This window comes from Streptomyces sp. NPDC048258 (assembly GCF_043201995.1).
GTDB lineage: Bacteria > Actinomycetota > Actinomycetes > Streptomycetales > Streptomycetaceae > Streptomyces.
The window spans coordinates 41114-58595 of record NZ_JBICZH010000011.1 but is presented as its reverse complement, the minus strand read 5'-3'; the positions used below and the strand labels follow the sequence as shown (position 1 = coordinate 58595).

Sequence of the window (17482 nt, the reverse complement as noted above, 5' to 3'; positions counted from 1 at the left end):
CTACCGGCCAGTAGACATGGGGTCGGATCTGGCCAACCCTGGTCGCGTACATGCCAATGCGTGACCGAGGAGCGTCCCCCATGCGCAGCACCCGCCGCACCCGCACGACCCGTACCGCCGCCGCCGGCGTGGCCGTCGCGGCCGCCGTCCTGACCCTGCTGCCCGCCGCCGCGGCCGAGGCGGCCCCGGTCACCGCGACCGCCACGGCCACCGCCACCGCCTCCGCGCCCGGCGGGAACGCGGCGATCCTGGGCATCGACTACGCCACCTGGCAGCGGGACGTCGCCGCCGTGGTCGACGCGGCCCGCCCCGTCATCGAGCGGCGCATCGCGGCCTCGCCCGCCGGCGAGAAGCCCGCGATCGTGCTCGACATCGACAACACCTCGCTGGAGACGGACTTCCACTGGTTCTGGACCTTCCCGACCCCCGCGATCGCCAAGGTCCGCGAGCTGACCCGGTACGCGAACGAGCGCGGGGTGGCGGTCTTCTTCGTCACGGCCCGCCCCGGAATCGTGTACTCCCTCACCGAGCGCAACCTCAAGGCCGTCGGCTACCCGGTCTCGGGCCTCTACGTCCGCGATCTGCCCGACCTGTTCGGCGAGGTGAGCGCGTACAAGACGGGCAAGCGCGCCGAGATCGAGGCCCGCGGCTACACGATCATCGCCAACATCGGCAACAACCAGAGCGACCTGGTCGGCGGCCACGCCGAGCTCACCGTCAAGCTGCCGGACTACGACGGCAAGCTGTCCTGACCCCCGGCCCCCATCGGTCGCGTCGGCCGTGCCGGGCGCGTCGGCCGCAACATGAGGGGTCCGACGCGGTTCAGCAAGTGGGTGTAGTGGGTAGTCATATCCCATCGCACGAGTGACGGAGCCGGGCCCGACCCCTCGCCAGGGGGCCGGGCCCGCTTCGTTCTCCGTCCGCTACGCCGCCACGGGCTCGGGGGTGGGGGACACCGCGGTACGGGGCAGCGCCAGGCACAGTACCGCGCTGAGCAGGAATCCGGCGCTCACCCAGGGCATCGCGGTGGTCAGCGCGCGGGTCGGGCCGCCGTCGGTGAGGGCGCCGAAGAAGACCGAGCCGATGACGGCCGCGCCGAGGGCGCCGCCGAACTGCTGGGCGGTGGAGAAGATCCCGGAGGCGCCGCCGGCGATGTCGGCGGGGACGGCGGACAGCACCACGTTCACCAGCGGCACCACGAGGAAGCCGAGCCCGGCGCCGGCGACGAGCAGGCCGGGGACGAGCGGCCAGGCACCGGTGGGCGTGGAGGTGGCGTGGGCCACGGCGTACCAGACCCCGGCGAAGCCGCCCGCCATCATGAGCGCGCCGGCGGCCAGGACCAGGCGGCCGAAGCGCACGGCGAGGGCGTCGGCGGCCGGGGCGGTGAGGAAGCCGCCGACGGAGAAGGCGACGGTGACCAGGCCCGCCTGCATGGGGGTGTAGCCCTCGGCGCCCTGGAGCCAGATCGCGAAGACCAGGAAGAAGCCCTGCATGCCGACGGCGAAGAGGAGTTGGACGGCGAGGCCGACGGAGAAGGCGGGCAGCCGGAACGCGCGGGCGGGCAGCAGCGGTACGGTCGCCCCGCGCCGCCGGGCTTCGAGGACGCCGAGGCCGGTGACCGCGAGCAGCCCGGCGGCCAGGCACAGCCAGCCCCACAGCGGCCAGCCGTTGGCCTCGCCCTGGACCAGCGGCAGCACGATGGCGATCAGGCCGGCGGCGAGGACGAGGCTGCCGAGCAGGTCGGGCCGGCCGGCGCCGCGCTCGCGGGTGGCGGGGACCAGGACCGCGCCGGCGGCGAGGGTGGCCAGCGCGACCGGCACGTTGACGAGGAACACGGAGCGCCAGCCCCAGCCGAAGAGGTCGGCGTCGGTGAGCAGGCCGCCGAGCAGCAGCCCGACGGCGGAGGCGAAGCCGGCGACGGCTCCGTACACCCCGAAGACGGTGCCGCGCTCCTTGCCGTGGAAGAGGATGCGGAAGGAGCCGAGCACCTGGGGCATCAGCAGGGCGGCCATGACGCCTTGGGCGGCGCGGGCCGCGATCAGCTGGCCGGGGCTCTGGGCGACGCCGCAGGCGAGGGAGGCGAGGCCGAAGCCCGCCGTCCCTGCGAGGAAGAGCGCCTTGCGGCCGTACCGGTCGCCGAGGTGACCGGAGACGATCAGGGTGGCGGCGAAGCCGAGCAGGTAAGCGGAGACGAGCCACTGCAGGGCGCTCTCCGGGGCGTGCAGGTCGCGGCCGATGGAGGGGATGGCGACGTTGACGATGGTGACGTCGAGCAGGTCCATGAGCGCGGCGACCATCATGACGACGGCGGCGGCCCAGCGGCGTGGAGAGGGGGTCGGGGTCATGACGGCCTCCAGAACTCTTTCGTTCGGACGAACGAAAGAGTTGCACGCGGACGGAGGTGATCGCAAGTCTTTCGTTTGGCCGAACGAAAGACTTGATAGGCTGGCCCCATGGGCGAAGAGGTGGACGCGCGACGCGCGAAGGTTCTGGAGGAGCTCAACCGGACCGGCCGGGAGACCAGCGCGGCGACGGTGGTGTTCCACGAGGCGGCGGCCGCGAAGCAGGGTCTGAGCGCGACGGAGACGAAGACGCTGGACCTGCTGCAGCGGCGGGGGCCCCTGACGGCGAAGGAGCTGTCCCAGCTGTCGGGGCTGGCCCCGGCGTCGGTGACGGGCCTGGTCGACCGGCTGGAACGCAAGGGCTTCGTCCGCCGGGCCGAGCACCCGACGGACAAGCGGCGCGTCCTGGTGGAGGCCCTGCCGGAGCGGCTGGACGCGATTCGGCCGGTGTTCGAGGACTGGGCGCGGGAGGTCGCGGAGCTGTGCGCCGAGTTCACGACGGAGGAACTGGAAACGGTGATCCGCTTCCTCCAGGGCTCGAATACCCGCCAACTCCGCGCGGCGTCCCGCCTCTCGGACTCCTGACCGACCCCACCACCGGGCTCCGCCCGGACCCGCGCCTCAATCGCCGGCGGGGCTCAAAGACCGGGGCTCCGCCCCGCGCCCCGCTCCTCAAACGCCGGAGGGGCTGGATGTGGCTGACGCCGTCCACCCGCCGTCGGCTCAATGGCGCTCCGCGCCAATTGCCCCGGCACGATCAGCCCGCCGGACACCCCAGCCCCGCCGGCGTTTGAGGCGCGGGGTCCGGGGCGGAGCCCCAGCAGCGGCGCCGCACCCGGCGGCCCCGGGCGGAGCCGGAGCGCGGCACCGCACCCGGCGGGCCGGACCGGCAGGCCCGGCAGGCCCGGCGGAGCCAGGCGCCGATCAGCGGGAGCCGTACACCGGGTGGGGAACCTCCGCGGCGGCGAGGAGTTTCGCCGCGGCCTCCCCCGCCTCCGACGGAGTCCACCGCGCGCCGCGGTCCGCCGTAGGACCCGGTCGCCAGCCCTCCATCACCGTGATCCGCCCGCCCTCCGCCTCGAAGACCCGCCCCGTCACACCGGCGGAGGCATCCGCCCCGAGCCACACCACCAGCGGCGACACGTTCTCCGGCGCCATCGCGTCGAACACCCCGGCGGCCGGCGCGGCCATGGTCTGCGCGAAGGCCTGTTCCGTCATCCGGGTCCGCGCCGCCGGGGCGATCGCGTTGACCTGGACCCCGTACCGCCCCATCTCCGCGGCCGCGACCAGCGTGAGCCCCAGGATCCCCGCCTTGGCCGCGCTGTAGTTGCCCTGGCCGACCGAGCCCAGCAGCCCAGCCCCCGAAGAGGTGTTGACCACCCGGGCGGCCGCCGGCCGGCCGGCCTTCGCCTCCGCCCGCCACCACGCGGCCGCGGACCGCAGCGGCAGGAAGTGCCCCTTCAGGTGCACCCGCATGACCGCGTCCCAGTCGTCCTCGTCCAGGTTCACCAGCATCCGGTCCCGCAGGAACCCCGCGTTGTTGACCAGCGTGTCGAGGCGGCCGAACGCGGAGACCGCGCAGTCCACCAGCGAAGCGGCCCCCTCGCCCGTCGCGACGTCCCCGCCGTGGGCCACCGCCTCCCCGCCGAGCGCCTCGATCTCCGCGACCACCCGCGCCGCCGGGGAATCAGGCCCCGGCAGCCCGTCCAGCCCCACCCCCAGGTCGTTGACGACGACCCTCGCCCCCTCCGCCGCGAAGGCCAGGGCGTGCGCCCGCCCCAGCCCCCGCCCCGCGCCCGTCACGATCACGACCCGGCCTTCACACAGTCCCGCCATCTCAGCTCTCCTTGTTGACAGTTGCCGCATCCAGAAACGCCGGGCGCTCCCCGCCCCCGTGCACGAGCAGGCTCGCCCCGCTCACGTACCCCGCCCGGGCGGAGGCCAGGAACACCGCCGCCTCCCCCACGTCCGAGGGTTCCGCCAGCCGCCCCAGCGGTACGGTCGCGCCCACCGCCTCGATCCCGGACTCGTCCCCGTAGTGCAGGTGTGACAGCTCGGTCCGCACCATGCCCAGGACCAGCGAGTTCACCCGTACCTCGGGGGCCCATTCCACGGCCATGGAGCGGGCCAGGTTCTCCAGCCCCGCCTTCGCCGCCCCGTACGCCGCCGTCCCCGGTGACGGCCGGGTCCCGCTGACGCTGCCGATCATCACCACCGAGCCGCGCGCCTGCCGCAGCCACGGGTAGGCGGCGAGCGAGACCGTCATCGGTGCCACCAGGTTCAGCTCGACGACCCGCGCGTGCCGCTCGGCCTCCCCCTCGCCCAGCAGCCGGTACGGGGTCCCGCCCGCGTTGTTGACCAGGCAGTCGAGCCGCCCGTACCGGCCCGCGACCGCGCCGAAGAAGTCCCGTACGGCCGCCGGATCGCGCACGTCGACGGCGGTGAACGACGCCTTCCTGCCGTCCGCCGCCACCGGTTCCTCGGGCGGCCGCCGCGCGCAGACCACGACCCGCGCGCCCGCCGCGAGGAACGACCGGGCGATCCCGGCGCCGACGCCCCGGGTTCCGCCGGTGACGACGACGACCCTCCCGTCGAGCTCCATAGGCTGCTACCTTCCTCACCTAACAAATGTTTGGTGGAAAGGTAGCTGATCCTCTCATGGGTGTCTCCACCTCAAGCCCCGGCAAGGGCATCGCACTCGTCACCGTCGATTTCCCGCCCGTCAACGCGCTCCCCGTCCAGGGGTGGTACGACCTCGCCGACGCCCTCCGGGCCGCGGGCCGCGACCCCGAGGTCCGGTGCGTCGTCCTCGCCGCCGAGGGCCGCGGCTTCAACGCCGGCGTCGACATCAAGGAGATGCAGCGCGACACCGGCCACGCCTCCCTCATCGGCGCCAACCGGGGCTGCTACGAGGCCTTCGCCGCCGTGTACGAGTGCGAGGTGCCGGTCGTCGCGGCCGTGCACGGGTTCTGCCTGGGCGGCGGGATCGGCCTCGCCGGCAACGCCGACGCGATCGTGGCGAGCGACGACGCGACCTTCGGGCTGCCCGAGCTGGACCGGGGCGCGCTCGGCGCCGCCACCCACCTGGCCCGCCTGGTCCCCCAGCACCTGATGCGCGCCCTCTACTACACCTCGCGCACCGCGACCGCCGCCGAACTGCACGCGCACGGCTCGGTCTGGAAGGTGGTCCCGCGCGAGGAACTGCGGGCCGCCGCCCTGGAGTTGGCCGCCGAGATCGCGAGGAAGGACGGCTACCTGCTGCGGCTGGCCAAGGCCGCCATCAACGGCATCGACCCGGTCGACGTGCGCCGCAGCTACCGCTTCGAGCAGGGCTTCACCTTCGAGGCCAACCTCAGCGGGGTCGCCGACCGGGTCCGCGACACCTTCGGGAAGGAAGCGAGTTCATGACCGACAAGAGCATGACCCCCGATGAGGTCGTCGGGCAGCTGCGCAGCGGGATGACCCTGGGCATCGGCGGCTGGGGCTCGCGGCGCAAGCCCATGGCGCTGGTGCGAGCGCTGCTCCGTTCCGAGATCACCGATCTCACCGTGATCTCCTACGGGGGCCCCGACGTCGGCCTGCTGGCCGCCGCCGGCCGGATCAGCAGGCTGGTCGCCCCCTTCGCCACCCTCGACTCGATCCCACTGGAGCCCCATTTCCGGGCCGCCCGCGAGCGCGCCGCCTTCCCCCTCACCGAGCTCGACGAGGCCATGTTCATGTGGGGCCTGCACGCCGCCGCCAACCGGCTGCCCTTCCTCCCCGTCCGGGCCGGCCTCGGCTCCGACGTGATGCGGGTCAACCCGGAGCTGCGGACCGTCACCTCCCCCTACGCCGACGGCGAGGAGCTCGTCGCCGTCCCCGCCCTGCGCATGGACGCCGCGCTGGTCCACATGAACCGCGCCGACCGCCTCGGCAACGCCCAGTACCTGGGCCCTGACCCGTACTTCGACGACCTCTTCTGCGAGGCCGCCGACGCCGCGTACGTCTCCTGCGAGCAGCTCGTCGAGACCGCCGAGCTCACCAAGGCCGGTCCCCCGCAGTCCCTCCTCGTCAGCCGCCACTCGGTCACCGGGGTGGTCGAGACCCCGAACGGCGCGCACTTCACCTCCTGCGTTCCCGACTACGAGCGCGACGAGGCCTTCCAGAAGCTCTACGCGACCACCCCCTGGCCCGAGTTCGCCGCCCGCTTCCTCTCCGGCGGGAGCGAGCACGACTACCAGTCCGCCGTCCGGACCTGGCACGAGGAGCAGCAGTGACCACCGCGACCGCCACCCGCGCCGAATACTGCGTGATCGCCTGCGCCGAGGCCTGGCGCGGCAACGGCGAGGTGCTCGCCAGCCCGATGGGCCTGATCCCCTCCTTCGGGGCCCGGCTCGCGAAGCGGACCTTCGCCCCCGACCTGCTCCTGACCGACGGCGAAGCGATGCTCGTCGGCCTCGACGGCACGGTCGAGGGCTGGCTCCCGTACCGGCGCCACCTGACCATGGTCACCGGGGGCAGCCGGCACGTGATGATGGGCGCCAGCCAGATCGACCGGTTCGGCAACCAGAACATCTCCTGCATCGGCGACTGGGCGCGGCCGGCCCGCCAGCTCCTGGGCGTACGCGGCGCACCCGTCAACACCCTGAACAATCCGGTGAGTTACTGGATCCCACGGCACTCCACCCGGGTGTTCGTCGAGCGCGTCGACATGGTCAGCGGTGTCGGTCACGACCGCGCGGAGGCGGCCGGGGTGACCCGCTACCACCGCCTCCCCCGGGTGGTCAGCGATCTCGGCGTCTTCGACTTCACCGGTCCCGGCCACTCGATGCGCCTGGCCTCCCTCCACCCCGGGGTCACCGTCGAGCAGGTCCGGGAGGCCACCGGCTTCGAGCTCGCGATCGCGGACGAGGTCCCGTACACCCGGGAGCCGACCGCCGAGGAGCTGCGCCTGATCCGCGAGGTCGTCGATCCCCAGGGCCTGCGCGACCGCGAAGTGCGGGTCTGATCCGATGGAGACGGCATTGACCGAGCTGGTCGGGGTCGAGCACCCGATCGTGCAGACGGGCATGGGCTGGGTCGCGGGACCCCGCCTGGTGTCGGGCGCGGCCAACGCGGGGGCCCTCGGGATCCTGGCGTCGGCGACGATGACGGTGGACCAGCTGCGGTCGGCGGTCCGCGAGGTCAAGTCCCGTGTCCCGGACGGCACCCCCTTCGGGGTCAACCTGCGCGCGGACGCCGGGGACGCGGCCGAACGCGCCCAGCTGATCATCGACGAGGGGGTACGGGTCGCCTCCTTCGCCCTCGCGCCCTCGCGGGAGCTGATCGCGCGGCTCAAGGACGCGGGCGTGGTCGTCATCCCGAGCATCGGCGCCCGCCGGCACGCCGAGAAGGTGGCCGCGTGGGGCGCGGACGCGGTGATCGTGCAGGGCGGTGAGGGCGGCGGGCACACCGGGGACGTGGCCACGACGGTGCTGTTGCCCCAGGTCGTCGACGCCGTGGACATCCCGGTGGTCGCGGCGGGCGGTTTCAGCGACGGCCGCGGCCTGGTCGCCGCCCTGTCCTACGGGGCCGCGGGCATCGCCATGGGCACCCGCTTCCTGCTGACCTCGGACTCCACCGTCCCGGACGCCGTGAAGGCCGAGTACCTGAAGGCCACCGTCAAGGACGTCACCGTGACCACGGCCGTGGACGGTCTGCCGCACCGGATGCTGCGCACCGGGCTGGTCGACTCCCTGGAGCGGGCGGGCCGTGCGAGGGCGCTGGTCAGGGCGGTCCGGCACGCGGCGGGCTTCCGCGGGCTCTCCGGCCTGAGCTGGCCGCAGATGGTGCGCGACGGCCTGGCGATGAAACACGGCAAGGACCTGTCATGGAGCCAGGTCCTGCTCGCCGCGAACACCCCCATGCTCCTCAAGGCGTCCATGGTCGAGGGCCGTACGGACCTCGGTGTCATGGCATCGGGCCAGGTCGCGGGGGTGATCGACGATCTCCCGTCCTGTGCGGAGCTCGTGTCCCGCGTCATGGCCGAAGCACAGCAGGTACTCGCGTCACTGCACTCGCTCCGCACCCTGCCACCACCAGGGTGATCCCCCTTCTCCGTCACAGGAGTCGCCTCCATGAGCCGTGCCCGAATCCGCCTGGCGACCGCGGTGCTCGCCTCCGCCCTCGCCATCGGGACCCTGCCCGCATCCGCGTACGCGGCGGCGGCGCCCGGAGCCGGGGTCAGCGCCCGGCACCACCACCTCCAGCACCCCTGGCACCTCCAGGCGGAAACGATCCGCCAGATCCCCCTCAAGGGCGCGGTCAACGTCCGCGACCTCGGCGGCTACCGCACCTACACCGGCGGCCAGGTCCGCCAGGGGCTGGTCTACCGCTCCGACGCACTGAGCAAGCTGACCGACGCGGACGTCACCACCGTCTCCGGTCTCGGCCTCACGAAGGTCGTCGATTTCCGCATCCCCATGGAGCTCCAGTACGACGGCGCCGACAAGCTGCCCGCGGGGCTCGCCGCCACCTCCCGCCCGGTCAGCGACCTCGGCCTGTACGGGACCCTCGTCGGCGCGATCTCCAGCGGTGACCCCGTCAAGCAGGAGCAGATGCTCGGCGGCGGCCGCGCCGAGGCCTACATGCGCGACATCTACCGCACCTTCGTGACCAGCCCCGAGAACCGGGCGCAGTTCGCGGCGACCGTGCGGGAGATCGCGGACGGCGGTCAGGGCCCGCTGCTGTACCACTGCACGTCCGGCAAGGACCGCACCGGCTGGATGAGCTACGTACTGCTGCGGGCGCTGGCCGTGCCCGAGGACGCCGCCGGGCGCGACTACCTGGCGTCGAACACCTTCCGTGCCGCGTACGACGCCCAGGTGCGGGCCGGCCTCAAGCAGTCGGGCCGGATGCAGAACCCCGACCTGCTGATCCCGCTCCAGGAGGTCCGCCAGGACTACCTGGACTCCGCGACGGCGCAGCTGGAGGCCGACTACGGGAGCTTCTACGGCTACCTGACGGACGGGCTCGGCCTGGACCTGCGGACGCTGGCGAAGCTCCAGAAGAAGATGGTCCGCTAGCGGACAGCACTACGCCGGGCAGTGCGAGAAGCACTGCCCGGCGTAGTGGTACGTCTCGTCCCTGCGGGTGTCAGACAGCCCGGCGGCGGCCCTGGCCGCCGGTGCCGACCCGGCTGCGCGAGGAAGCCGCGGCCGCGCCACCGGAGGCGCCGCCGGCGCCGCCGGTACGCCGTCCCTGGCCGGCCGAGCCGGTGGCGGCGCCACCGCCCTGGCCGCGACGGGCCTGGCCCGACCCGGAGGCCGCGGGGGCCTGCCCGGACGCGCCGCCACCGGAGCGGCGGCCACGGCCGCCGGCCGCCGGAGCGCCACCCGTGGCGGAGCCGGTACGGGGCCCGCCGGTCCGGCGGCGCGCACCGGAGCCCGAGCCGGAGCCGCTGCGCGGCTTCGGCGCGGTCGGCTGCGGCACGTCCAGCACCACCGGGATGCCCGAGGGCTCCTTGGCTCCGGTCAGCCGGGTCAGCTCCTCGTCGGAGGACTTGATCTGCGCGGTGCGCGGGGAGATCCCGGCGTCCGACATGAGGCGGGTCATGTCCCGCTTCTGGTCGGGCAGCACCAGGGTGACCACGCTGCCGGACTCGCCGGCACGGGCGGTACGGCCGCCGCGGTGCAGGTAGTCCTTGTGGTCGGTGGGCGGGTCCACGTTGACGACGAGGTCGAGGTCGTCGATGTGGATGCCGCGGGCCGCGACGTTCGTCGCCACCAGCGCGGTGACCTCGCCCGTCTTGAACCAGTCGAGGGTCCGGTTGCGCTGCGGCTGGGAACGGCCGCCGTGCAGGCCGGAGGCGCGGACGCCGTCGGCCAGGAGCTTCTTGACCATGCGGTCCACGGCACGCTTGGTGTCCACGAACATGATCACCCGGCCGTCGCGAGCGGCTATGCGCGTCGCCACGGCCTTCTTGTCGGTCTCGTCCATGACGTACAGGACGTGGTGCTCCATCGTCGTGACGGCACCGGCCGACGGGTCGACGGAGTGGCCGACCGGGTCGTGCAGGAACATCTTGACGAGCTTGTCGATGTTCTTGTCCAGCGTCGCCGAGAACAGCATCCGCTGGCCGTCGGCCTCGACCTGCTTGAGCAGCGCCGTGACCTGCGGCATGAAGCCCATGTCGGTCATCTGGTCGGCCTCGTCGAGGACGGTGATCGCGACCTGCGAGAGGTCGGCGTCACCGCGGTCGATGAGGTCCTTGAGGCGGCCGGGGGTGGCGACGAGCACCTCGGCGCCGCGGCGCAGGGCGCCCGACTGCCGGTTGATCGACATGCCGCCGACGACGGTGGCGATGCGCAGGTTGACGGCCGTGGCGTAGGGGGCCAGGGCGTCGGTGACCTGCTGCGCGAGCTCACGGGTCGGTACGAGGACCAGCGCGAGGGGCTGCTTCGGCTGCGCGCGGCGGCCGGCGGTGCGGGACAGCAGCGCCAGGCCGAAGGCCAGCGTCTTGCCGGAGCCGGTGCGGCCGCGGCCGAGCAGGTCACGGCCGACGAGGGAGTTCGGCAGCGTCGCGGCCTGGATCGGGAACGGCTCGGTCACGCCCTGGGCGGCGAGGGTCTTCAGCAGCGCCTCGGGCATGTCCATGTCCTCGAACGCGGCGACCGGCGGGAGCGCCGGGGTCAGCGGTTCGGGCATGGTGAATTCTTGGGGCCTGGCAACGGGGGCGGACTTCTGCCGTCCCGCGCCAGCCTTCGGACGTCCCTGGGCCGCACCTCGACCCCGGGTGGGGCGGCGGCTGGGTCGTGCGGAGCTGGAGCTGGTCATGCGGAAATGCCCTCCTGAAACCGGCAGGTACAACAAGGTCGAAACAGCAGACAAGCCGGGGTCCGCACCTCACGGTGCGGACCCCGGCAAGCTGAAATACTTAGTTGGCGGGGAGGATGTTCTCCGCCTGGGGGCCCTTCTGGCCCTGGGTGACGTCGAAGGACACGCGCTGGCCCTCCTGGAGCTCACGGAAGCCCTGGGTGGCGATGTTCGAGTAGTGGGCGAAGACGTCCGGGCCGCCACCGTCCTGCTCGATGAAGCCGAAGCCCTTTTCCGAGTTGAACCACTTCACGGTGCCAAGTGCCATTTTGAATCTCCTGAATAGGCGGCAAAGGGCCCCATCCGGAGATTCCGGCAAAACAATAAAAGCGCCTGAGGAACATTCCCGTCAGGCGCACATAAAGTTCATGGGTACCACAACTGCAACGAGCTCTAAGCTAGCACACGTCTGCCCGGGAGTGTCGCCGCGGGAGTGTGACCTGCGTCCTCCGTGGTACCCGCGCGCCATCTGCCACCCCCTCGGCGGGGCCCGGCTGCGGGCCCGATTGCGGGCCCGGCCGCACGGGCAGGGCTGGTGCGGGGCGTATCCCCCTGGCGGCCGCGGTCCGCGCCTGATTGGATCTTCGGATGGCAGCGATCAGAGAGCCCTGGGGGCTCAGTGTGCTCGGCGCGGGCAGCGTGTCCGCCGAACCCCGGCTCGCCCACGTGGACCTGGCGGTCGATCTTCTCGCCACGACGCCCAAGGAGGCCTTCGCCGAGGCGGGCGCGGCCGTGGCCCGGCTGCGGGTCGTCCTGCGGGAGCACGGCATACCGGACTCCGACGTGTCGGGCTCACGGCTGCAGCTGACGTCGCAGTTCAAGGGATACGGCGCGGAGCGGGCCTTCCTCGGCTACGGCTGCGAGGCCACGTACACCGTGCGGACGGCGGCGCTCGACCGGCTGGAGCTGCTGATCGAGGACGCCGTCACGGCAGGCGCGAACCGCGTCGACGCCGTGCGCTTCGAGGTCGAGGACAAGCCCGCGATGCGTGACGAGGCCCGCCGTCAGGCGGTGGCGGCCGCCCGTCGCAAGGCCGAGGTCTACGCGGAGGCGTGCGGGGTGCGGCTGGGGCCGGTGATCCACATCGAGGACGTGGACCCGGAGTCGATGGGCGGCCACAGCCACGGCCGCCGCACGGGCGGGGACCCCGAATCCGACGGCGCCCTCTCCCCGGGCTCGGTCCGCGTGGAGGCCGCCGTCCTCCTCGGCTTCGCCCTGCTCCCGCTCTCCTCCTGAAACGCGCCGCGAGCACGGCTCGGCCCCGGAGCCCCTCGGGCTCGGGGGCCGGAGCCGGCCCCGCCGGCGCTGGAGGCGCGGGGTCCGCGCCGGAGCCCCGGCATTGACGCCCCGGGGGCTACAGGCGCTCGATGATGGTCACGTTGGCCTGGCCGCCGCCCTCGCACATCGTCTGGAGGCCGAAGCGGCCACCGGTGCGCTCCAGTTCGTGCAGCAGCGTCGTCATCAGCTTCACGCCCGTCGCGCCCAGCGGATGGCCCAGGGCGATCGCGCCGCCGTTGACGTTGACCTTCCCGGGGTCGGCGCCGGTCTCCTTCAGCCAGGCCAGCACCACCGGGGCGAACGCCTCGTTGATCTCCACCAGGTCGATGTCGGCCAGCGACATGCCCGTCTTCTTCAGCGCGTACGCCGTGGCCGGGATCGGCGCCGACAGCATGCGGATCGGGTCCTCGCCCCGGACCGACAGGTGGTGGATGCGGGCCCGCGGCCGCAGGCCGTGTTCGCGTACCGCCCGATCGGAGGCGATCAGCATCGCCGCCGCGCCGTCCGAGACCTGGGAGGAGACCGCCGCCGTGATCGTGCCGCCCTCCACCACCGGCTGGAGGCCGGCCATCTTCTCCAGCGACGTGTCCCTGCGCGGCCCCTCATCGACCGTCACGTCCCCGTACGCCACCGTCTCCCGCGCGAAACGCCCCTCGTCGATCGCGCGCAGCGCCCGCTGGTGGGACCGGAGCGCGAACTCCTCCATGTCCCGCCGCGAGATGCCCCACTTCTCGGCGATCAGCTGCGCGCCGTGGAACTGGTTCACGGGGGCGTCCCCGTACCGGGCCCGCCAGCCGGCGGATCCCGCGTACGGGCCCTCGGTGAGGCCGAGCGGCTCCGCCGCCTGCCGCGAGGCGAAGGCGATCGGGATCATCGACATGTTCTGGGTGCCGCCGGCGACGACCAGGTCCTGGGTGCCGGAGAGCACGCCCTGTGCCGCGAAGTGCACCGCCTGCTGCGAGGACCCGCACTGGCGGTCGACGGTGACCCCGGGCACCTCCTCGGGCAGACCGGCCGCGAGCCACGCCGTCCGCGCGATGTCCCCCGCCTGCGGCCCCACCGTGTCAAGGCAGCCGAACACCACGTCCTCCACGGCGGCCGGGTCCACCCCGGACCGCTCGACCAGCGCCGTGAGGACGTGCGCGCCGAGGTCCGCCGGGTGGACCGCGGCCAGCCCTCCCTTGCGCCGGCCGACGGGCGTGCGGACCGCTTCGACTATGTATGCCTCGGGCATCGGTGCTCCTCGGGTCGGGGTCAGGTGCGTACGGCGATCCCGTCCAGCACCATCGACAGGTACTGGCGGGCGATCTCCTCGGGGCTGTGCTGGCCGCCCGGCCGGTACCAGGACGCCGCCACCCACACCGTGTCGCGCACGAAGCGGTAGGTGAGGCGGATGTCGAGGTCGGCCCGGAAGACCTTGGCGGCGACCCCCCGCTCCAGCGTCCCGAGCCAGGCCTTCTCGAACTTCTGCTGCGAGTCGGAGAGGTAGTGGAAGCGGGGCTGGGCGGAGAGGGTGCGGGATTCCTTCTGGTAGATCGCGACGGCGGCGCGGTGCCGGTCGATCTCCCGGAAGGACTCGGTGACGAGGGCCTCGATGGTCTCCCTGGGGCCGAGACCGGCCGCGAGGACGGTGTCGTACCCGTCCCACAGTTCGGTCAGGAAGGCGGAGAGGATCTCGTCGAGCATCGATTCCTTGGAATCGAAGTGGTAGTAGAGGCTGCCGGCGAGCATCCCGGCGGCGTCGGCGATCTTGCGGACGGTGGTGGCGTTGTAGCCCTGCGCGGCGAACACCTCGGCGGCGGTGCCGAGGAGTTCACGGCGCCGCTCGGGCGAGGCCGTCACCTGCGGCTTCTTCTTGGCCGACGGCTGGTTCGTCGGCTCGTCGGTCGTCTTGTCGGTCGGCTTGTTCGTTGGCACGCGCCCATTGTGGTCCCAGGGGGTGTCTTGTCGATCGGGCCGGATCAGACCTAGGCGTGCTGGCTGCTGACCGACACGGTCTCGCCGGTCATGTACGACGAGTAGCCGCTGGCCAGGAAGACGATGACGTTGGCGACCTCCCAGGGCTCGGCGTACCGGCCGAAGGCCTCGCGGGCGGTGAGTTCGGTGAGCAGCGCCTCACTTGTGACCTTCACCAGGTGCGGGTGCATGGCCAGGCTCGGCGCGACCGCGTTGACCCGTACGCCGAACTCGGCCGCCTCCAGCGCCGCGCAGCGGGTCAGTGCCATCACCCCGGCCTTGGCGGCGGCGTAGTGGGCCTGGCCGGTCTGGGCGCGCCAGCCCACGACGGAGGCGTTGTTGACGACGACTCCGCCGGTGCCGGATGCCTTGAGCGAGCGCAGCGCGGCGCGGGTGCAGCGGAAGGTGCCGTTCAGGGTGACGTCGAGGACGCGGGACCACTGTTCGTCGGTCATGTCGACGAGGTCGGCGGTGCCGCCTAGGCCGGCGTTGTTGACGACGATGTCGAGGCCGCCGTGGATCTGTTCGGCGAGCGCGAAGAGGGCGCGTACCTGGTCCTCGTCGGTGACGTCGCAGGGCAGGGAGGCGACGCGGTCCGCGCCGAACTCGGCGGCGAGCGCGTCCTCGGTCTCCTTGAGGCGGCGGGCGTGGGCGTCGCCGATGACGATGCGGGCGCCCTCCTCCAGGAAGCGGCGGGCGGTGGCGCCGCCGATCCCGGCGCCGGCGGCGGCGGTGACGACGGCCGTGCGGTCCTTCAGCAGGTGGTGACCGGCGATGTACCGGGGCTCGTTCATGCGAACTCCTCGACGCTGCTCATGACCGTACGTTAACCTACCAAACACTTGTTAGGGAAGCTTTCATGGAGGAGGCGGACACCTGATGGACCTGACCCAGACGGCGGAGGTGGAGGCCTTCCGGGCCGGGGCCCGGGCCTGGCTGGCCGCCCACGTGCCCGCCGAGCCCCTGCCCTCCCTGGAGACGGAGGAGGGCTTCGCCGCGCACCGGGAGTGGGAGGCGCTCCTGCACGCGGACCGCTGGTCGGTGGTGTCCTGGCCCGAGGAGTACGGGGGCCGGGGCGCGGACCTCGTGACGTGGCTGGTGTTCGAGGAGGAGTACTGGGCGGCGGGCGCGCCCGGCCGGGTCTCGCAGAACGGCATCAGCCTCCTCGCCCCGACCCTCTTCGACCACGCGACGCGCGAGCAGCGGGCGCGGGTGCTGCCCTCCATGGCGAGCGGCGAGGTGATCTGGGCCCAGGCCTGGTCGGAGCCCGAGTCCGGCTCCGACCTGGCTTCGCTGACATCACGGGCGGTACGCACCGACGGCGGCTGGCTGCTGTCCGGGCAGAAGACCTGGTCCTCGCGGGCGGCGTTCGCGGACCGCGCCTTCGGCATCTTCCGGACGGACCCGGACGCCCCGAAACCGCACCAGGGGCTCACGTACCTGATGTTCGACCTGCGGGCGCGCGGGGTGACGGTGCGCCCCATCGGCCGCCTGGACGGCAAGCCGGCCTTCGCGGAGCTCTTCCTGGACCAGGTCTTCGTACCGGACGAGGACGTGATCGGGGAACCGGGGCAGGGCTGGCGGATCGCGATGTCCACCACCGGAAACGAGCGGGGGCTGACCCTGCGCTCCCCCGGCCGGTTCCTGGCGGCGGCTGACCGGCTCGTCGCCCTGTGGCGGGCGCAGGGCGATCCGTCCGACACCGCGCTGCGGGACCGGGTGGCGGACGCGGTGGTGGGGGCGCGCGCCTACGAGCTGTTCACCTGGGCGGCCGCCTCGCGCTTCGCGGCGGGCGGGACGCTCGGCGCCGAGTCCAGCCTGAACAAGGTGTTCTGGTCCCAGTACGACATCGCCCTGCACGAGACGGCGCTGGACCTGCTGGGGCCGGACGCGGAGCTCGCCGCAGGCGAGTGGGCCGAGCCGTGGGTCTTCTCGCTCGCTGGGCCGATCTACGCGGGGACCAACGAGATCCAGCGCGACATCATCGCCGAGCGGCTGCTCGGCCTTCCGAAGGGCCGCCGCTGATGCGCTTCCTGCCGACCGACGAGCAGTCGGACTACGCCCGTACGCTGCGCTCCCTGCTGGGCTCGGCGGACGTCCCGGCGGCGGTACGGGCCTGGGCGGGCGGCGGGCACGGGCCGGGGCGCGCGATCTGGGCCCGGCTCGCCGGGACGGGCCTGTTCGCGCTGGCCGTCCCGGAGCCGTACGACGGCGCGGGACCCCTCCCCCTCGAACTGGCCCTCGGCTTCGTGGAGCTGGGCCGGGCCGGGGTGCCGGGGCCGGTGGTGGAGACGGCGGCCGCCTCGGTGCTCCTGTCCGAGCTGGGGGACGAGGGGCCGGCGAAACGCTTCCTGCCGGGGCTGGTCACGGGCGAGGCCTCGGCCACGCTGACGCTGCCGGGCGGGAGTCCGTACGCCCTGGACGCGGACGCGGCGACGTACTGCTTCACGGTGTCGCGGGCGGGCGAACTCCGCCTGGCGGACTCCGCGCCGGGCGAGCCGCTGGCCTCCCTCGACCCGGCCCGCAGGCTCGCGGCCCCGTCGCAGGGCGGGGAACTGCTCGCGGCGGGCCCGGCCGTCACGGCGGCGGCGCGGACGGCCGGGTCCTGGGCCCGGCTGCTGACGGCGGCCCAGTGCCTGGGCGTCGGCGAGGCGCTGCTGGCCCGGACGGTGGAGTACGCGAAGCAGCGCACGCAGTTCGGGACGCCGATCGGGTCCTTCCAGGCGGTCAAGCACCGCCTGGCGGACACCCTGCTGGGTCTGGAGTTCGCCCGGCCGCTGCTCTGGGAGGCGGCGCTGACCCTGACCCCGGGCGACGTGGCGGCGGCGAAACTGAGCGCGGGCGAGGCCTCGTACGCCGCGGCGCGGACGGCCCTCCAACTGCACGGCGCGGTCGGCTACACGGAGGAGCTGGACCTCTCCCTGTGGCTGCGCAAGGCCCGCCCGCTGCGCGACGCGTGGGGCACGCCCTCGGCGTGCCGGGCGGACGTCGCCCGGTTCTTCAGCCCGCCCTTCGGCCCGCCCTTCGGCGAGCCGTTCGGTCGCGGGAGCGGTGGTACGTGACGAGAGCGGTGC

Annotated in this window: 18 protein-coding genes; 10 read left to right on the top strand and 8 right to left on the bottom strand. The window is 73.2% G+C overall.

The genetic code is table 11. The features are described from left to right. The first annotated feature begins 80 nt into the window (after positions 1-80). Positions 81-752 (top strand): HAD family acid phosphatase, encoded by a 672-nt coding sequence (locus ACGFYQ_RS24560; protein ID WP_393747268.1) that lies wholly within the window; start codon positions 81-83, stop codon positions 750-752. A 171-nt stretch (positions 753-923) separates the two neighbouring features. On the opposite strand, the gene ACGFYQ_RS24555 is transcribed toward ACGFYQ_RS24560, so the two are convergent. Further along, the gene (locus ACGFYQ_RS24555; protein ID WP_393747266.1) at positions 924-2345 is read right to left on the bottom strand and encodes an MFS transporter; all 1422 of its coding nucleotides are present in this window, start codon (positions 2343-2345) and stop codon (positions 924-926) included. A gap of 108 nt (positions 2346-2453) precedes the next feature. On the opposite strand from ACGFYQ_RS24555, the gene ACGFYQ_RS24550 reads away from it, so the two are divergent. After that, a complete protein-coding gene (locus tag ACGFYQ_RS24550; RefSeq protein WP_393747264.1) occupies positions 2454-2927 on the top strand; it encodes a MarR family winged helix-turn-helix transcriptional regulator in 474 nt (157 codons plus the stop codon). Positions 2928-3266: 339 nt separating this feature from the next. Here the strand turns inward: ACGFYQ_RS24550 and ACGFYQ_RS24545 are convergent, their stop codons facing one another. Together ACGFYQ_RS24545 and ACGFYQ_RS24540 are read right to left on the bottom strand one after the other, a co-directional pair. Beyond that, positions 3267-4178, bottom strand: coding sequence for an SDR family oxidoreductase (locus tag ACGFYQ_RS24545; protein WP_393747262.1), 912 nt, complete (start codon positions 4176-4178; stop codon positions 3267-3269). Between the two features lies 1 nt (position 4179). Further along, positions 4180-4944 carry an SDR family oxidoreductase gene (locus tag ACGFYQ_RS24540; protein WP_393747260.1) on the bottom strand — a complete coding sequence of 255 codons (765 nt, stop codon included), beginning with the start codon at positions 4942-4944 and terminating at the stop codon, positions 4180-4182. Positions 4945-5000: 56 nt separating this feature from the next. Here ACGFYQ_RS24540 and ACGFYQ_RS24535 point away from each other — a divergent pair, with 56 nt between their 5' ends. From ACGFYQ_RS24535 to ACGFYQ_RS24515, 5 genes are read left to right on the top strand one after another with little or no spacing between them, the layout of a single operon-like run. Then, a complete protein-coding gene (locus tag ACGFYQ_RS24535) occupies positions 5001-5750 on the top strand; it encodes an enoyl-CoA hydratase family protein (protein ID WP_393747258.1) in 750 nt (249 codons plus the stop codon). Then, complete coding sequence (locus tag ACGFYQ_RS24530) at positions 5747-6598, top strand: CoA transferase subunit A (protein ID WP_393747256.1); 852 nt, start codon at positions 5747-5749, stop codon at positions 6596-6598. Before ACGFYQ_RS24535 ends, ACGFYQ_RS24530 begins: the two co-directional genes overlap by 4 nt. Then, positions 6595-7329, top strand: coding sequence for a CoA-transferase subunit beta (locus ACGFYQ_RS24525; protein WP_393747253.1), 735 nt, complete (start codon positions 6595-6597; stop codon positions 7327-7329). Before ACGFYQ_RS24530 ends, ACGFYQ_RS24525 begins: the two co-directional genes overlap by 4 nt. 4 nt (positions 7330-7333) lie before the next feature. Further along, entirely contained in the window at positions 7334-8407 is a 1074-nt protein-coding gene (locus tag ACGFYQ_RS24520; RefSeq protein WP_393747251.1) for an NAD(P)H-dependent flavin oxidoreductase, read from the top strand. 30 nt (positions 8408-8437) lie between these two features. After that, the gene (locus tag ACGFYQ_RS24515) at positions 8438-9385 is read left to right on the top strand and encodes a tyrosine-protein phosphatase (protein WP_393747249.1); all 948 of its coding nucleotides are present in this window, start codon (positions 8438-8440) and stop codon (positions 9383-9385) included. A 70-nt stretch (positions 9386-9455) separates the two neighbouring features. On the opposite strand, the gene ACGFYQ_RS24510 is transcribed toward ACGFYQ_RS24515, so the two are convergent. Together ACGFYQ_RS24510 and ACGFYQ_RS24505 are read right to left on the bottom strand one after the other, a co-directional pair. After that, the gene (locus ACGFYQ_RS24510; protein WP_393747247.1) at positions 9456-11135 is read right to left on the bottom strand and encodes a DEAD/DEAH box helicase; all 1680 of its coding nucleotides are present in this window, start codon (positions 11133-11135) and stop codon (positions 9456-9458) included. A gap of 100 nt (positions 11136-11235) precedes the next feature. Continuing rightward, positions 11236-11442: a cold-shock protein gene (locus ACGFYQ_RS24505; RefSeq protein ID WP_030707191.1), complete on the bottom strand. Its 207-nt coding sequence runs from the start codon at positions 11440-11442 to the stop codon at positions 11236-11238. Between the two features lie 320 nt (positions 11443-11762). On the opposite strand from ACGFYQ_RS24505, the gene ACGFYQ_RS24500 reads away from it, so the two are divergent. Continuing rightward, on the top strand, positions 11763-12410 hold the full coding sequence (locus ACGFYQ_RS24500) for an SIMPL domain-containing protein (RefSeq protein ID WP_393747244.1): 648 nt from the start codon (positions 11763-11765) through the stop codon (positions 12408-12410). 118 nt (positions 12411-12528) lie between these two features. On the opposite strand, the gene ACGFYQ_RS24495 is transcribed toward ACGFYQ_RS24500, so the two are convergent. From ACGFYQ_RS24495 to ACGFYQ_RS24485, 3 genes are read right to left on the bottom strand one after another with little or no spacing between them, the layout of a single operon-like run. Then, complete coding sequence (locus tag ACGFYQ_RS24495) at positions 12529-13686, bottom strand: acetyl-CoA C-acetyltransferase (protein ID WP_393747242.1); 1158 nt, start codon at positions 13684-13686, stop codon at positions 12529-12531. 20 nt (positions 13687-13706) lie between these two features. Further along, a complete protein-coding gene (locus tag ACGFYQ_RS24490) occupies positions 13707-14369 on the bottom strand; it encodes a TetR family transcriptional regulator (RefSeq protein ID WP_393747240.1) in 663 nt (220 codons plus the stop codon). A 50-nt stretch (positions 14370-14419) separates the two neighbouring features. Next, positions 14420-15202 (bottom strand): SDR family oxidoreductase, encoded by a 783-nt coding sequence (locus ACGFYQ_RS24485; protein WP_393747237.1) that lies wholly within the window; start codon positions 15200-15202, stop codon positions 14420-14422. Between the two features lie 85 nt (positions 15203-15287). Here ACGFYQ_RS24485 and ACGFYQ_RS24480 point away from each other — a divergent pair, with 85 nt between their 5' ends. Next, positions 15288-16433, top strand: a complete 1146-nt coding sequence (locus ACGFYQ_RS24480) for an acyl-CoA dehydrogenase family protein (protein ID WP_393747235.1) — start codon at positions 15288-15290, stop codon at positions 16431-16433. Further along, positions 16433-17470, top strand: a complete 1038-nt coding sequence (locus ACGFYQ_RS24475; RefSeq protein ID WP_393747233.1) for an acyl-CoA dehydrogenase family protein — start codon at positions 16433-16435, stop codon at positions 17468-17470. Before ACGFYQ_RS24480 ends, ACGFYQ_RS24475 begins: the two co-directional genes overlap by 1 nt. Positions 17471-17482 lie beyond the last annotated feature (12 nt).

Excerpts from the sequence above, each read along its gene's own strand:
- ACGFYQ_RS24475 (WP_393747233.1), top strand. The coding sequence starts at position 16,433 with ATGCGCTTCCTGCCGACCGACGAGCAGTCGGACTACGCCCGTACGCTG.
- ACGFYQ_RS24485 (WP_393747237.1), bottom strand. The coding sequence starts at position 15,202 with ATGAACGAGCCCCGGTACATCGCCGGTCACCACCTGCTGAAGGACCGC.
- ACGFYQ_RS24505 (WP_030707191.1), bottom strand. The coding sequence starts at position 11,442 with ATGGCACTTGGCACCGTGAAGTGGTTCAACTCGGAAAAGGGCTTCGGC.
- ACGFYQ_RS24555 (WP_393747266.1), bottom strand. The coding sequence starts at position 2,345 with ATGACCCCGACCCCCTCTCCACGCCGCTGGGCCGCCGCCGTCGTCATG.
- ACGFYQ_RS24545 (WP_393747262.1), bottom strand. The coding sequence starts at position 4,178 with ATGGCGGGACTGTGTGAAGGCCGGGTCGTGATCGTGACGGGCGCGGGG.
- ACGFYQ_RS24535 (WP_393747258.1), top strand. The coding sequence starts at position 5,001 with ATGGGTGTCTCCACCTCAAGCCCCGGCAAGGGCATCGCACTCGTCACC.
- ACGFYQ_RS24530 (WP_393747256.1), top strand. The coding sequence starts at position 5,747 with ATGACCGACAAGAGCATGACCCCCGATGAGGTCGTCGGGCAGCTGCGC.
- ACGFYQ_RS24510 (WP_393747247.1), bottom strand. The coding sequence starts at position 11,135 with ATGACCAGCTCCAGCTCCGCACGACCCAGCCGCCGCCCCACCCGGGGT.
- ACGFYQ_RS24540 (WP_393747260.1), bottom strand. The coding sequence starts at position 4,944 with ATGGAGCTCGACGGGAGGGTCGTCGTCGTCACCGGCGGAACCCGGGGC.
- ACGFYQ_RS24550 (WP_393747264.1), top strand. The coding sequence starts at position 2,454 with ATGGGCGAAGAGGTGGACGCGCGACGCGCGAAGGTTCTGGAGGAGCTC.
- ACGFYQ_RS24520 (WP_393747251.1), top strand. The coding sequence starts at position 7,334 with ATGGAGACGGCATTGACCGAGCTGGTCGGGGTCGAGCACCCGATCGTG.
- ACGFYQ_RS24515 (WP_393747249.1), top strand. The coding sequence starts at position 8,438 with ATGAGCCGTGCCCGAATCCGCCTGGCGACCGCGGTGCTCGCCTCCGCC.
- ACGFYQ_RS24560 (WP_393747268.1), top strand. The coding sequence starts at position 81 with ATGCGCAGCACCCGCCGCACCCGCACGACCCGTACCGCCGCCGCCGGC.
- ACGFYQ_RS24500 (WP_393747244.1), top strand. The coding sequence starts at position 11,763 with ATGGCAGCGATCAGAGAGCCCTGGGGGCTCAGTGTGCTCGGCGCGGGC.
- ACGFYQ_RS24480 (WP_393747235.1), top strand. The coding sequence starts at position 15,288 with ATGGACCTGACCCAGACGGCGGAGGTGGAGGCCTTCCGGGCCGGGGCC.
- ACGFYQ_RS24495 (WP_393747242.1), bottom strand. The coding sequence starts at position 13,686 with ATGCCCGAGGCATACATAGTCGAAGCGGTCCGCACGCCCGTCGGCCGG.